The organism is Variovorax sp. SG517 (assembly GCF_013376045.1).
GTDB lineage: Bacteria > Pseudomonadota > Gammaproteobacteria > Burkholderiales > Burkholderiaceae_C > Variovorax.
This window is the reverse complement of the sequence record NZ_JABMJG010000003.1, coordinates 669,999-683,079: the sequence shown is the minus strand read 5'-3', so window position 1 is coordinate 683,079 and position 13,081 is coordinate 669,999. Positions and strand designations below refer to the sequence as shown.

Annotated in this window: 14 protein-coding genes; 10 read left to right on the top strand and 4 right to left on the bottom strand. The window is 69.7% G+C overall.

Annotation, left to right across the window (positions count from 1 at the left end):
* The first annotated feature begins 32 nt into the window (after nt 1-32).
* Both FHT32_RS12545 and FHT32_RS12540 read left to right on the top strand, forming a co-directional pair.
* Nucleotides 33-605: a sigma-70 family RNA polymerase sigma factor gene (locus tag FHT32_RS12545; RefSeq protein ID WP_371132170.1), complete on the top strand. Its 573-nt coding sequence runs from the start codon at nt 33-35 to the stop codon at nt 603-605.
* Nucleotides 605-1,264, top strand: coding sequence for a ChrR family anti-sigma-E factor (locus FHT32_RS12540; protein ID WP_256098972.1), 660 nt, complete (start codon nt 605-607; stop codon nt 1,262-1,264). Before FHT32_RS12545 ends, FHT32_RS12540 begins: the two co-directional genes overlap by 1 nt.
* On the opposite strand, the gene FHT32_RS12535 is transcribed toward FHT32_RS12540, so the two are convergent.
* Genes FHT32_RS12535 through FHT32_RS12525 form a run of 3 tightly spaced genes read right to left on the bottom strand, consistent with a single transcriptional unit; the run spans nt 1,227 to nt 3,345 of the window.
* On the bottom strand, nt 1,227-1,658 hold the full coding sequence (locus FHT32_RS12535) for a DUF2177 family protein (protein ID WP_176664944.1): 432 nt from the start codon (nt 1,656-1,658) through the stop codon (nt 1,227-1,229). The two genes, FHT32_RS12540 and FHT32_RS12535, sit on opposite strands and share 38 nt — an antisense overlap.
* Nucleotides 1,655-2,296 (bottom strand): DUF6134 family protein, encoded by a 642-nt coding sequence (locus FHT32_RS12530; RefSeq protein WP_176664943.1) that lies wholly within the window; start codon nt 2,294-2,296, stop codon nt 1,655-1,657. The genes FHT32_RS12535 and FHT32_RS12530 overlap by 4 nt, the downstream gene beginning before the upstream one ends.
* A complete protein-coding gene (locus tag FHT32_RS12525; protein WP_176664942.1) occupies nt 2,296-3,345 on the bottom strand; it encodes a cyclopropane-fatty-acyl-phospholipid synthase family protein in 1,050 nt (349 codons plus the stop codon). The genes FHT32_RS12530 and FHT32_RS12525 overlap by 1 nt, the downstream gene beginning before the upstream one ends.
* 188 nt (nt 3,346-3,533) lie before the next feature.
* Here FHT32_RS12525 and FHT32_RS12520 point away from each other — a divergent pair, with 188 nt between their 5' ends.
* The 4 genes from FHT32_RS12520 to FHT32_RS12505 all read left to right on the top strand — a co-directional run bounded on the left by FHT32_RS12520 (nt 3,534) and on the right by FHT32_RS12505 (nt 8,152).
* Nucleotides 3,534-3,758: an XRE family transcriptional regulator gene (locus FHT32_RS12520; protein WP_176664941.1), complete on the top strand. Its 225-nt coding sequence runs from the start codon at nt 3,534-3,536 to the stop codon at nt 3,756-3,758.
* 84 nt (nt 3,759-3,842) lie between these two features.
* Complete coding sequence (mutS, locus tag FHT32_RS12515; protein ID WP_176664940.1) at nt 3,843-6,473, top strand: DNA mismatch repair protein MutS; 2,631 nt, start codon at nt 3,843-3,845, stop codon at nt 6,471-6,473.
* A gap of 34 nt (nt 6,474-6,507) precedes the next feature.
* Complete coding sequence (locus FHT32_RS12510) at nt 6,508-7,347, top strand: proteasome-type protease (protein ID WP_176664939.1); 840 nt, start codon at nt 6,508-6,510, stop codon at nt 7,345-7,347.
* A 4-nt stretch (nt 7,348-7,351) separates the two neighbouring features.
* Nucleotides 7,352-8,152 carry an alpha/beta fold hydrolase gene (locus tag FHT32_RS12505; protein ID WP_176664938.1) on the top strand — a complete coding sequence of 267 codons (801 nt, stop codon included), beginning with the start codon at nt 7,352-7,354 and terminating at the stop codon, nt 8,150-8,152.
* Nucleotides 8,153-8,173: 21 nt separating this feature from the next.
* On the opposite strand, the gene FHT32_RS12500 is transcribed toward FHT32_RS12505, so the two are convergent.
* Nucleotides 8,174-9,646 carry an amidase gene (locus FHT32_RS12500; RefSeq protein WP_176664937.1) on the bottom strand — a complete coding sequence of 491 codons (1,473 nt, stop codon included), beginning with the start codon at nt 9,644-9,646 and terminating at the stop codon, nt 8,174-8,176.
* Nucleotides 9,647-9,767: 121 nt separating this feature from the next.
* Between FHT32_RS12500 and FHT32_RS12495 the strand changes: the two genes are divergently transcribed.
* The 4 genes from FHT32_RS12495 (at nt 9,768) to FHT32_RS12480 (ending at nt 13,004) form a co-directional block, all read left to right on the top strand.
* On the top strand, nt 9,768-11,015 hold the full coding sequence (locus FHT32_RS12495; RefSeq protein WP_176664936.1) for an RNA polymerase sigma factor: 1,248 nt from the start codon (nt 9,768-9,770) through the stop codon (nt 11,013-11,015).
* Nucleotides 11,016-11,062: 47 nt separating this feature from the next.
* A complete protein-coding gene (locus FHT32_RS12490; protein WP_176664935.1) occupies nt 11,063-11,443 on the top strand; it encodes a YciI family protein in 381 nt (126 codons plus the stop codon).
* A gap of 98 nt (nt 11,444-11,541) precedes the next feature.
* On the top strand, nt 11,542-12,345 hold the full coding sequence (locus tag FHT32_RS12485) for an SDR family NAD(P)-dependent oxidoreductase (protein ID WP_176664934.1): 804 nt from the start codon (nt 11,542-11,544) through the stop codon (nt 12,343-12,345).
* Nucleotides 12,346-12,407: 62 nt separating this feature from the next.
* Nucleotides 12,408-13,004, top strand: a complete 597-nt coding sequence (locus FHT32_RS12480; RefSeq protein ID WP_176664933.1) for an N-acetyltransferase — start codon at nt 12,408-12,410, stop codon at nt 13,002-13,004.
* The last annotated feature ends 77 nt before the right edge of the window (nt 13,005-13,081 follow it).

The following is a 13,081-nucleotide window of genomic DNA, read 5'->3' as shown; positions in this document are numbered from 1 at the left end:
GCGGCCGCCGAGCGCCCAACTTGACTGTTGTTGTGACCGATTTCAAGCAGCCGCGCCGCTCCGACGACCTCTGGGCGCAGGCCCTGGCCGCCGTGGCCGAACGGCAGGACAGGGAGGCGTTCGCCCGGCTGTTCTCGCACTTCGCGCCGCGCGTCAAGCACTACCTGATGCACATCGGCAGCCCGGAGCTGCAGGCCGAGGAGCTGGCCCAGGAAGCCCTGGTCAGCGTGTGGCGCAAGGCCGCGCTGTTCGATCCGGCGCAGGCCGCCGTCTCGACCTGGATATTCACCATCGCGCGGAACCTGCGCGTGGACGCGCTGCGGCGGCGCCAGGGCGTAGAGTCGTCCGAGGAGGAGTTCGATTTCGACCTGCTCCAGGCGGACGACGCCTCGCTCGACGACGGGCTGCACGCCTCGCGCCTGAACGAACGCCTGCGCAGCGCCTTTCGGCAGCTGCCGCCCGAGCAGCAGCAGGTGCTGCACCTTTCCTATTTCGAAGACGAACCGCATGCCCGCATCGCGGCCCAGCTGAGCATTCCGCTGGGCACGGTGAAGTCGCGCGTGCGCCTGGCGGTCGCTCAGCTGCGCCGCCTGCTGGAACGCTGATGATGGATATCCGACACCACCCCGACGACGACCTGCTGCTGGCCCGGGCTTCCGGCCAGTTGCCTGCCGGCGCACGGCTGGTCCTGGCCAGCCACCTGGAACTCTGCCCGCTGTGCCGCGAGCGTGCGCGCACGCTCGATGCCCTGGGCGGCATCCTGCTCGACGAGATGGAAGCCGCGCCCATGGCCGACGATGCGCTGGCGCGCACCCTGGCCTCGATCGACGCGCTGGAGCATGCCCGCCCTGCGCCCGTGCGGGCCAGTGCCCCGCCGCCGCTGCCGCCCGGTGCGCGCTGGCCGAGCGCGCTCGCCCACTGCAGCGCCACGCCCTGGCGCTGGATCGCCCCGGGCATGCGCTGGAGCCGGGTGAGCGTGCCCGAGGCGCCGGATGCGAACGTCTTCCTGCTGCGCATCGCGGCCGGCAAGTACCTGCCGCAGCACACGCACCAGGGACAGGAGCTGACCCAGGTGCTGCACGGCCGTTTCCATGACGGGCGAGCCCTGTTCGGGCCCGGGGATTTCGATACGGCGGACGGCGAGATCCATCACCAGCCCGTGGTCCAGGATGGCAGCGAGTGCATTTGCCTCGCATCGCTGGACGGCCGCCTGCGCTTCGACAGCGCTATCGCGCGCGTGCTGGGTTCGCTCGTCGGGATGTGAGGCGCGCCGACACCCACGCCGACACGCCGCTCACGAAGCTGCCCCACACCAGGTCGGCAGCGGTGATCGCCCAGGGCCAGCCGCGCAGCGTGGCCTGGTTGGTGAGGTCGTAGGTGGCGTAGGCGACCAGCCCGAAGAAGGCGCCCCGCCGCAGCGCCGCGCCCGCGGCTCCTTCGGCCAGCGCCGGCGAGATGGCGAAAACCAGCAGGCCGGCCAGGTAGATGGCATAGAACAGCACCGCCGCGAGCCAGTCGACGTCGGACGCCATCAGGTCGCCGAGCGCCGGTTTGTACAGGCGCGGCCCCATGAGCGACAGCCACACCGCATCGAGCAGCAGAAAGCTCACGAGCGCCCACAGGTAGGCGATGGACAAGGTGCGGGCGGAAGGTTTCATGGTGCGCCGGAAGTGGAAGTCAATCGGTAGCTCAGTTGCCGGTCGCCCTTGGTCTCGGCGTCCAGCCCGATCCAGCGTCCGCTGTCGGCGGCATACCAGATGCGGATGCGCTGCTGCGCGGCCTGCAGGCGCCAGCCCCGCGCCCGCACCGGCTGGCCGCGAACCTCGATGTTGGTGCCGGGCAGCGGCTCGAAGCGCACCGGCTCGAGCTTGCCGGTCTGCGGATCGACCAGGCGCTGCTGCTTCATCAGCCTGGGGTTCCAGTAGGCAAAGCTCATCAGGCACTCGTCGTCGTAGCGGCGCGCGACCTGCTGCCGGGTGCCGTCGTCGTCGGTGTCGGAGCGCAGCTCGCGCAGGCAGTCGCCGGCCCAGCGCTCCTCGTTCTGGTGACGGTAGCGGTAGACGGATACGCCGAGCAGGCGCACCACGAACTGGGCGCGGCTGTCGACGGTGCGTGCCGACGCGCTGCCGCCGACCACGAAGCGATGCGTGCCGATCGGCTTGCCGTCGAGCGTGGCGGTGAAGTTCCACTCACCCTCCTCGATCGCGCTTTCAACCCCGCTTTCCTGCGCCCAGGCCACGCCGGCCCCCAGCGCTATCGCAAGTGCCGGGGCAAGAGCCAGGGCGCGCGCCGGCATCAGCGCTTCTCGAACAGGTAGTGGGCGACCCACCACTGGCCGCCCTCGGCATAGCCGAACAGCTCTTCCACCGAGATGAAGAAAAGGCGCCAGCGCGTCCACCAGATCGGCGCGTCGCTCTCTCCGTAGACGGAAACCAAGAGCGGCATGAGCTCGTCGCGCCGGGCGTCCATGCGCGACAGCCAGGCGGCGGAGGTCTTCGCGTAGTGGCGGCCGTTCCAGCGCCACTGGTTCAGCAGGCGCAGGTCGTCCTGGCAGCGCAGGGCGAGGTCGTCGCCGGGCATCATGCCGCCCGAGAAGAAGTAGCGGCTCATCCAGTCGCTCGCATCGCGCACCTCGAAGGGGTACGGCGCCTCGCGGTGGACGAACACGTGCATGAAGAAGCGCCCCTGCGGATCGAGCCAGCGCGCGACGTTCGAGAAGGCGCGCGGCCAGTTGCGCAGATGCTCGAACATTTCCACCGACACCACCCGGTCGAAGCGCTCGGCCGTCTCGAAGTCGTTGAAGTCGCAGGTGATCACTTCCAGGTTGCCCAGGCCGCGCGCCGCCGCCTCGGCGGTGATGAACTTGCGCTGCGAATGCGAGTTGGACACCGCCGTGATGCGCGAGCCCGGAAAGCGCTCGGCCATCCACAGGCTCAGCGAACCCCAGCCGCAGCCGAGCTCGAGGATGCGCTGCCCGTCCGCCAGGCCGGCGCGGGCGCAGGTCTCGGCCAGCGCGGCCGCCTCGGCCTGCTCCAGCGTGTCGACCCCTTCGGGCCACCAGCAGCAGCTGTACTTGCGGTGAGGCCCCAGCACGGCGGCGAAGAACTCGGCCGGCAGTTCGTAGTGCTGTTCGTTGGCCTTCTCGGGCAGCAAGGCCAGCGGGGCATTGCGCAGCTCTTCGAAGAATGCCTGCGAATGGCGCGCCACGGCCTCGGGGTTGCCGCTGTCGAGCTCGACCAGCCGCTGCCGCAGCAGCCTGCGCACGCCCACCCGGACGGCGGCATCGGGCACCAGACCCTGTTCGACCCAATGGATGGCGGCGGAGGTGCTGGAGGCTCTTGGCATGGCAGGTGGTCGGCGGTGGTTGACTCCGTCGTACGCAAAGCCGCGCTCTATAGATCACCGCACCGACGGAATCCCGCTTCGGCCTTGGACAGTTCCGGTGCGGCGCACGGGCTGGCGATACGCGCATTGAACGTAGAATGCCCGCGGCACTTTCACCCGTGCGCGCAGGCCCCATGCGCCATGCCTTCATGCCCTCCCCGAACAAGCCCTCCAGCCCCTCGCCCGCCGCCGTCCGCGACGCCCGCATGGCTGTTGGCCTCACGCAGACCGAGGCCGCGCAGACGGTGCAGGCCTCGCTGCGCGGATGGCAGCAGTGGGAGGCCGGCGACCGCTCGATGGCGCCCGGCCTCTTCGAGCTTTTCATGCTCAAGACGAGGCAGTGGCCGCTCGAGCGCGGCCACCGGGCCGGCTGAACGGAGCGCCGCGCGGAGAATGCCTACGAATGTCCCCAACCTGCCCCGGAGCCCGGCGGCATGGATCGCAAGCCACTGACTGAAATGAACAAGACAGACCTCTCTGGGCACACGCCAATGATGGCCCAGTACCTGGGCCTGAAAGCCGACCATCCGGACACCCTGCTGTTCTACCGGATGGGCGATTTCTACGAACTCTTCTGGGCCGACGCCGAGAAGGCCGCGCGCCTGCTCGACATCACGCTCACCCAGCGCGGCCAGTCGGCCGGCCAGCCGGTGGTGATGTGCGGTGTGCCCTTCCACTCGGTCGACACCTACCTGGCCCGCCTCATCAAGCTGGGCGAATCGGTCGCCATCTGCGAGCAGGTGGGCGAAGTCGGCGCGGCCAAGGGGCCGGTCGAGCGCAAGGTGGTGCGCGTGGTCACGCCCGGCACGCTGACCGATTCGGAGCTCCTCAACGACAAGGCCGATTCGCTGCTTCTGGCCGTGCATGCGGGCGCGCGCAACTTCTGCGGCCTGGCCTGGCTCAGCGTGACCGGCGCGGAGCTGCGGCTGGCCGAGTGCCCTTCCGACGCGCTCGAAGCCTGGATCGCCCGCATCGGCCCGAGCGAACTGCTCTACAGCGCCGAGGTGACGCCCGCCTTCGAGCAGCGCCTGAAGGCCGCGCGCGCCGCCACGCCCTTCACGCTGTCGGTGCGCCCGGCATGGCAGTTCGACGGCGGCCTGGGCGAGCGCAAGCTGGCCGAGCAGATGGGCAGCAACAGCCTTGCCGCCTGGAACGCCGATGCTCTCCCCAACGCGCATGCCGCGGCCGCCGCGCTGCTGGGCTATGCCGAGCACACACAGGGCCGCGCGCTCTCGCACGTGCAGCGCCTGTCGGTGGAGCGCGACGGCGACCTGATCGAGCTGCCGCCCACCACGCGGCGCAACCTCGAACTGGTGCAGACGCTGCGCGGCGAAGACTCGCCCACCATGTTCTCGCTGCTCGACACCTGCATGACCGGCATGGGCAGCCGCCTGCTGAAGCGCTGGCTGCTCTCGCCGCGGCGCGACCGCTCCGAGGCGCAGGGTCGGCTCGAAGCCATCGGCGCGCTGCAGGCCACCGTGCTCGGCGCCACGGCCGCGCCCTGGCGCACGCTGCGCGAACAGCTCAAGAACACCAGCGACGTCGAGCGCATCGCCGCGCGCATCGCGCTGCGCCAGGTGCGTCCGCGCGAACTGCTGGCGCTGCGGCTCGCGCTCGCGAAGGCGGAACAGCTCGCGCCGCTGCTGCCGGGTTCGTCCGCGCTGCTGGGCCAGATCGCCGAGCGGCTCGCGCCGCCCCCGGGCTGCGCGGACCTGCTGGTCAGCGCCATCAAGCCCGATCCGTCCGCGCTGGTGCGCGACGGCGGCGTGATCGCCACCGGCCACGACGCAGAACTCGACGAACTGCGCGCCATCAGCGAGAACTGCGACGACTTCCTGCTCAAGCTCGAAATCAGCGAGCGCGAGCGCACCGGCATCAGCAACCTGCGGGTGCAGTTCAACCGGGTGCACGGCTTCTACATCGAGGTGACGCAGAGCGCGCTGTCGAAGGTGCCCGACAACTACCGCCGCCGCCAGACGCTGAAGAACGCCGAGCGCTTCATCACGCCCGAGCTGAAGGCCTTCGAGGACAAGGCCCTGAGCGCACAGGACCGCGCCCTGGCCCGCGAGAAGTGGCTCTACGAGCAGCTGCTCGACGCGCTGCAGCCCTCGGTGCCAGCGCTCACGCAGCTGGCCGGCGGCCTCGCCACGCTCGACGCACTGTGCGCGCTGGCCGAGCGCTCGCACACGCTGCACTGGCGCGCGCCCAGCTTCGTGTCGCATCCCTGCATCGAGATCCAGCAGGGCCGCCACCCGGTGGTGGAGGCGCGGCTGGCCGAGAAGTCGTCAGGCGGCTTCATCGCCAACGACACGCAGCTCGGGCCGCAGCAGCGCATGCAGGTCATCACCGGCCCCAACATGGGCGGTAAATCGACGTACATGCGGCAGGTGGCGATCATCGTGCTGCTGGCTTCCATCGGCTCGCACGTGCCGGCCGCCGCCTGCCGGCTCGGGCCCATCGACGCCATTCACACCCGCATCGGCGCGGCGGACGACCTGGCCAACGCGCAGTCGACCTTCATGCTCGAGATGACGGAGGCGGCGCAGATCCTGCACAGCGCCACGGCGCAGTCGCTGGTGCTGATGGACGAGATCGGCCGCGGCACCAGCACCTTCGACGGCCTGGCGCTGGCCGCCGGCATCGCGGCGCAGCTGCACGACCGCAGCAAGGCCTTCACGCTGTTCGCCACGCACTATTTCGAGCTGACCGAGTTCCCGGCCACGCACCACGGCGCGGTGAACATGCACGTGAGCGCCACCGAGGCGGGCCGCGACATCGTCTTCCTGCACGAAATGCAGCCCGGCCCAGCCAGCAAGAGCTACGGCATCCAGGTGGCGCGGCTGGCGGGCATGCCCGCGGCGGTGGTCAACCATGCGCGGCAGGCGCTGGAGGCGCTTGAATCGCAGCATGCGCAAACTCGTGCACAGGTCGACCTGTTCGCACCGCCCCCGGTGGCCGAAACACCCATGGCCAGCGCCGTAGAATCCGCGCTGGCCGCGCTCGACCCCGACACGATGAGCCCGCGCGAGGCGCTCGATGCCTTGTATGCCCTCCAGAAACTGAACAAACGTGAACTCGGCGCCGCATGACCTGGCACAGTTCATGCCAGATGAACCTGAACCCATGACTTACTGCGTAGGCATCAAACTCAACGCCGGACTGGTGTTCCTGTCCGACTCGCGCACCAACGCGGGCGTGGACCACATCAGCACTTTCCGCAAGATGATCGTCTACGAGCAGCCGGGCGACCGCGTCATGGTGCTGCTGTCGTCGGGCAACCTGAGCATCTCTCAGTCGGTGCGCGAAATCCTCCAGATCGAGGAGCTGCGCGAAACCCGCGAGGACGGCAGCCAGGGCGCGCCCATCACCATCTGGAACGCCAAGAGCATGTTCGACGCCGCCCGCGTGCTGGGCTCGGCGGTGCGCCACGTGTACGACCGCGATGCCGAGGCGCTCAAGCATGCGGGCCTCGACTTCAACGTCTCCTTCATCTTCGGCGGGCAGGTCAAGGGCGAGGGAATGCGCCTCTTCCTGGTCTACGCGGCCGGCAACTTCATCGAGGCCACCACCGAGACGCCCTACTTCCAGGTCGGCGAGTCGAAATACGGCAAGCCGGTGCTCGACCGCGTGCTCACCCCCGAGACCCCGCTGGACGAAGCAGCCAAGTGCGCGCTGGTGTCGATGGACTCGACCATGAAGTCGAACCTGTCGGTCGGCCTGCCGCTCGACCTGGTGGTGTACGAGGCCAACAAGCTCGAAACCGACCGCGTGATCTGCATCGACGCCGACAACCCCTACTACCGCATGGTGCACAACAGCTGGGGCCAGAAGCTGCGCGAGGTGTTCGACAGCATCGAGGACCCGGTGTGGGACGACGCCCAGACCGAGCATCCCCTGAAGATGCCGGCCACGCGCCACAGCCCGCTGCGCAAGATCTCGACCCCCGACGAAAAGCTCATCTAATCCAGTGCCGCCCGTCGTCTTCTCGCACGGCAACAGCTTTCCCGCGAGCACCTACCGAGTCGTCCTCGACAGCCTGCGCAACCGCGGCTTCGAGGTCGACGCCATCGAGAAATTCGGGCACGACCCGAAGTACCCCGTCACCGACAACTGGCCGCACCTGGTGCAGCAGCTGGCCGACTTCGCCAAGCCACGCGCCGAGCGCGCCGGCGGCCCGGTATTCCTCATCGGCCATTCGCTCGGCGGCTTCCTGAGCCTCATGTGCGCCGCGCTGCACCCCGAACTGGCGCGCGGCGTGCTGCTGATCGACTCGCCCATCCTCGGCGGCTGGCGCGCGAACACGCTCAACGTGGTCAAGCGCACGCCGCTCATGAAGAGCGTGTCGCCCGGCGCCATCAGCCGCAAGCGCAGGAACAGCTGGGAACACCGCGAGGCCGTGTTCGAGCACTTCCGCAGCAAGAAGGCCTTCGCGAAGTGGGACGAGCAGGTGCTGCACGACTACATCGACCACGGCACCTTCGATGCCGACGATGCTCGCGCGCTGAGCTTCGACCGCGACGTCGAAACCGCCATCTACAACACCCTGCCCCACAACCTGGGCGCCCTGCTGCGCGCGCACCCGCTCAAGTGCAAGGCCGCCTTCATCGGCGGGCGCCAGTCGGCCGAGATGAAGCGCGTGGGCATGGCGATGACGCAGCAAGTCACCAAGGGTCGCATCGCCATGCTGGACGGCACGCACCTCTTCCCCATGGAAAAGCCGCTGGCCACCGCGGCGGCCATCGAGGCCGCGCTGCGCAACCTGCTCTGAGCCACCAGCCGACGGCCCCCGTCACGCCTGCGTGACGTGCACGCCCGGCCGGCGCCCCGCGTTCCACTTGCCGCCCAGCGCCCGCTCGATCTGAGCGGCCAGCTGCAGCAGCAGCCCGTCGTTCGCCTGAGCCGCCTGCGCCTGGATGCCCAGCGGCAGGCCGTTTTCCTGCTCGGCCATCGGCAGCGAGATGCCCGGCATGCCGCACAGGTTGGCCAGCGGCGTGTAGGCGAAGTTCTGCCAGAGGTTGGCGAACCAGTCGTATACCGAGGGGTTCGTGCTGGTCGTGAGGTATTCGCTGGTGCCCACCTTGGGCGTGGGCAGCGCGGTGATCGGTGTGAGGATGATGTCCCAGCGCTGGAAGAAATCGCCGAAGGCGCGCGAGGTGGTGTTGAACACCGCCTGCATCTTCGCGCGCTCGGTGTACGAGGTGTGCAGCCCGGCTTCCCAGATCTTGATGTTGATCGGCTCCAGCAGCTCGGCCGGCGGGCGCTCCAGGCCCAGCCGGTGCAGGTGGCCGTCGATGACCTGCGCGAAGTTGCTGATGTAGCAGGTGGTCTGGGCGTCGAAGGCGGTGCGGAAGTCCACCTCCGGCAGCGCCCATTCGACATGGTGGCCCAGCTCTTCGAGGAACCTGCCCGTGCGCTCCAGCTCGGCCACGAAATGCGGCGTGGCGCGAAAGTCGCCCCACTCGTGCGACAGCGCGATGCGCAGCCGCCCCGGATCGCGCTTGATGAGCTCGCTGTACGGCTCGGCCGGCGACCAGAAGGGCATGAACTCGCCGGGCGCGCCGCCGCGGCAGTGGTCGACGAAGGCGGCCGTGTCGCGCACGGTGCGGCTGTGGCAGCCCTGGATCGACACCAGCCCCGAAAGATCCGACAGCCCCGGCGCCAGCGAGAACACGCCGCGCGACACCTTCAGCCCGATGTTGCCGTTCACGCCCGCCGGAATGCGGATGGAGCCACCGCCGTCGGTGGCATGCGACAGCGGCAGCACGCCGGCGGCCACGATCGCCGCCGTGCCGGCCGAGGAGCCGCAGGTGGTGTATTCGAGGTCCCACGGGTTGCGCGTGACATGGAAGGCGTTCTCCGCCGAGCTGCACACGCCGAACTCCGGCGTCGTGCTGCGGCCCACGATGTTGAGCCCCGCCTTGCGCAATTGCTGCGTGAGGAAGCTGTCAGCCGCCGGTCGGTGGCCCTGCATCATCATCGAGCCGAACTCCTGCAGGCGGCCCTTCAACGTGGGGCCCAGGTCCTTCATCAGGTAGGGCAGCCCGGCGAAAACGCCTTCGGGGTTCATGCCGTCCTTGAGCGGATCGGCCACCACGTCGTCGAAGACCTCGACGACCGCGTCGAGCTGAGGGTCGAGCCTCGCGATGCCGGCAGCCGCCTGCGCGGCCAGTTCCGTCGCCGTCACCTCGCCCTTGCGCACCCGTTCGGCCAGGCCGATGCCGTCGTGGTCGGCCCATTCGCTCCAGCTCATTGCCAGCGTCATTCGCAGTGCTCCATTTCTTGTTCGGTGAGGAAAGTGCGTCCGATTTTGCCGAGCGTGTCGGCGCGACGCATACTCATCCGTCCTTGGGTGAGCAGGAACGAAGGACAAACAAGCGCACCGCATGACCGACACCGCCTGGATCGCCACCACGCTGACCGCCTCGCGCCCGCGCGCGGTGGCCGCGCTGCTTCGCTACTTCCGCGAGCTCGACATGGCCGAGGAAGCCTTCCAGGAAGCCAGCCTGCGCGCCCTGCGCCACTGGCCCGAGAGCGGCCCGCCGCGCGACCCGCTGGCCTGGCTGATCTTCGTGGGGCGCAACGCGGCGATCGACGAGGTGCGCCGGCGCGGCCAGCACAAGCCGCTGCCCGAGGACGACGCGCTCATCTCCGACCTGGACGACACCGAAGCCGCGCTCGTCGAACAGCTCGACCAGGCGCACTACCGCGACGACGTGCTGCGCCTGCTCTTCGTCTGCTGCCACCCCGAGCTGCCGCTGACGCAGCAGATCGCGCTGGCGCTGCGCATCGTCTCGGGCCTGTCGGTGCGCGAGATCGCGCGCGCCTTCCTGGTCGGCGAAAGCGCGATGGAGCAGCGCATCACCCGCGCCAAGAAGCGCGTGGCCACGGCCGGCATTCCCTTCGACACGCCGGGCCGGCGCGAGCGCGACGAGCGGCTGGCAGCCGTGGGCACCACGGTCTACCTGCTCTTCAACGAAGGCTATTCGGCCAGCGGCGGCGAGGAGCATGTGCGCGCCGCGCTGTGCGAAGAGGCGATACGCCTCGCGCGGCTGCTGCTCGAACTGTTCCCCGGCGAGCCCGAACTGATGGGCCTGCTCGCCCTGCTCCTGTTGCAGCATGCGCGCGCCGCCGCGCGGCTCGATGCCGGCGGCATGGTCGTGCTGCTCGAGGACCAGGACCGCGCGCGCTGGAACCGCGCGCTCATCGACGAGGGCCTGGCGCTGGTCGAAGGCGCGCTGCGGCAGCGCAGGCCCGGCCCCTGCCAGCTGCAGGCCGCCATCGCCGCCACCCACGCGCAGGCCGCGCGTGCCCAGGACACGGACTGGGCCGAGATCGACCGGCTCTACGCCGCGCTCGAAGCGCTGCAGCCCTCGCCCGTCGTCACGCTGAACCGCGCGGTGGCGGTGCACAAGCTGCACGGGCCCCAAACCGCGCTGGCGCTGACCGAGCCGCTGGCCGGCGCGCTGGACGGCTACTTCCACTTCCACGGGCTGCGAGGCGCGCTGCTGATGCAGCTGGAGCGCGCCGACGAAGCCCGCGCCGCATTCGCGCGCGCCCTTGGCATGGCCCGCACCGCCGCCGAGGCCGCGCACATCCGCACGATGCTCGACCGCCTCGGCACGCCCGGCTGACCCGAACCAATCCGCCCGCCACGAACCACGAAAAGAAAAGGAAGACCATGCTCTATTCCATCCTCATCTACGGCTCCGAATCGACGGTGGCCTCCTGGGAGCCCGGCGTCGAAGAGGAGATGCTCGAGCGCCACACCGACCTGCGCGAGGACTTCCAGGGACAGGGCAAGCTCGGCACCGTGCTGCGGCTGATGCCGAACGTGGCCAGCACGGTGCGCCGCGCGGGCGACCTGCATCCGCTGGTCACCGACGGCCCCTTCGCCGAGACGAAGGAGCAGCTCATGGGCATCTACGTCGTGGAGTGCGAGTCGGTGGAGGAAGCCACGCACGCCGCGCACCGGCTGGCCTTCGAGGGCGGCGTATTCGAGATCCGGCCGATCACCTGGTACGACCCCGGCGTGATTCCGGCGCGCATTCCGCAGGTCTGACGGAAAAAACCTGCCGGCGATGTCGGATCGGGCCGCCGCCCCGCGTCCTTGCTTGGAACGCCCGCATGTCGCGGGCGGCAATCCGAGGAGAAAAGACGATGTCGCAGGCATTCAAGGACAAGTGCGTGGTGGTTCACGGTGGCAGCGGTGCCATCGGCGGCGCGGTGGCCCGCGCCTTTGCGCGTGAAGGCGCCAGGGTGTTCATCACGGGGCGGAATCGCGCCAGGCTCGACGCGGCGGCGCGAGCCATCGAGGCCGAAGGCGGGCGGGCCGAGGCGGCCGTGGTCGATGCGCTCGACGAGCAGGCCATGCTGCGCCATGCCGCCGAAGTTGCAGAGCGCGCCGGCGGCATCGACATCGCGCTCAACGCCATCGGCGTGATGCACGTGCAGGGCACGCCGCTATCGGCGCTGGCGCTGGAAGACTTCTTCCTGCCCGTGCAGGCCTACACCCGCGCCTGCTTCCTCACGGCCAGGGCCGTGGCGCCGCACATGGCGAAGCGCGGCGGCGGTGTGATTCTTTCGGTGTCGACACCCGCTTCGCGCATGCCGGGCCCGGGCTACCTGGGCCACGCGGTGGCCTGCGCGGGCGTGGAGGCGCTCTCGCGGCACATGGCGGGCGAGCTCGCGGCGTTCAACATCCGCACCGTGTGCATCCGCTCGCACGCCATTCCCGAGGCGGTGACCGCAGGCTCGCACGCCCGCGAGGTGTTCCGCCCGGCGGCGGAGAGCATGGGGCTCACGGTCGAGCAGATGCTCGCAGCCAAGCCACCCGGCCTGCTGGTGAAGCGGCTGCCCTCGCTCGACCAGATGGCCGCCACCGCACTGTTCGCAGCCTCGGAAGGCGCCAGCGCGATGACCGGCGCGGTGCTGAACCTGAGCGGGGGCATCACGCTGGACTGACGCGGGGCCAGGCCCGGCTCCCTAGAATCGCCCGGGTCATTCCCGAACCTTGCCGATTCCGCATGCAGCCCGAATTCCCGTCAGCGCCCGCGCTGGCCGACGCCCTGATCGTCGACCCGTTCTATCTGGCGATCTCCGTCGATTTCGAGCACGACATGCCGGCCCGCAAGGCGGTGCTCGCCGACTACTTCGCCTACTCGCTGGGCGAGGCATCGCGCACCGGCCGCTACCTCACGGCCGAGGACGCCCGGCTCGGCGCGGCGGCCTGGCTGCTGCCTCGCGCGGAGGCGGTCGACGCGGCCGAGTCGGCGGCGAAGGGCGAATACCTCGCCGCCACGCTCGGCCCGCGCGGCCACGGCAACTACCGCCGCATCGTCGATTTCATGGCCGCGCGCTCGCCGGACGTGGTGCCGCCTGAAGCGTGGTACCTGTCGATCCTCGGCATCTCGCCGGCCGCGCAGGGGCGCGGGCTGGGCGCGCAGCTGCTGGCACCCACCCTGGCCGAGGCCGACGCGGCGGGCGTGCCCTGCTTCCTGGAGACCTTCACGCCGCGCAGCGTGGCCTTCTACGAGCGGCTGGGTTTCCGGGGCGAGGCGGAGCACCGGGAGCCGGTCACGAACTCGGCCTACCTGATCATGTGCAGGCCGGCGCGGCAGTAATCGGCAGTAATCGGCAGCAAACGGGAAAATTGGTAGATACGTTCCACTCGCCGCGCCAGGTCGGCCGAAGATTCCGC